The sequence below is a fragment of the Salinisphaera sp. G21_0 genome, assembly GCF_017744115.1.
GTDB lineage: Bacteria > Pseudomonadota > Gammaproteobacteria > Pseudomonadales > Endozoicomonadaceae > Endozoicomonas.
In genome coordinates this window covers 1-600 of the sequence record NZ_JAGHQW010000250.1, presented here as the reverse complement: position 1 = coordinate 600, position 600 = coordinate 1, and the positions used below count along the sequence as shown (strand labels likewise).

The 600-nt window shown below is 46.0% G+C and carries 1 protein-coding gene; it reads left to right on the top strand.

Annotation, left to right across the window (positions count from 1 at the left end; all coding sequences use genetic code 11):
• Positions 1–35: 35 nt before the first annotated feature.
• Positions 36–600 (top strand): hypothetical protein (locus tag J7439_RS25905; RefSeq protein WP_209204936.1); only part of this gene is annotated, 565 nt, incomplete at its 3' end.

Below are 600 nucleotides of genomic sequence, written 5' to 3'. Positions count from 1 at the left end.
CAGAGTATCAATTCAGGAATCAAAAGCTCACTGTCATGCCACCCGATGGTGAACCGGTTGTACTCCCAAAACCAGAGTTTACCGTCACTGACACCGGTTTTGTTATAAATAACTGGACCCTTGAACAGTTGACCGCCTTTTTTAAGGCAACCGAATTCACAGAACAATGGTATGAAAAGCCTCAGGAAAAGCGGGAACCCTATGCGATCAGGCTTGAGGCTAAACTAGCCCAAATGAAAGCAAGAACCAAAGAGACCAGGAAAGCCGAGCCTGAAAAAGTAACATTTCTGCTGTCACCTTCTATGATTATCAACATCATCAAATACAACAAACCATTAAAGCCAGTGGTTTGGTCATCTCTGGAACACTATGCCAGCAACGGCCAGCTAACCAAAAGTTTATGTAAGGCGCTCAGCCCGGTTGTCCGAAATGATAATGATGGTGTTGTTCCTGATCTCGTTAAAAATGCAGTGGCTGAAAAGTTGGTACAGATTGAGGCAACAAAAACACCCGTAGTAACAGCCATCGCTCTGCAACAACCTCCTGCAAGCACGACACTCCCTTGGGATCAGGATTCCACCAGGAGCCTTCAAGGGCCGA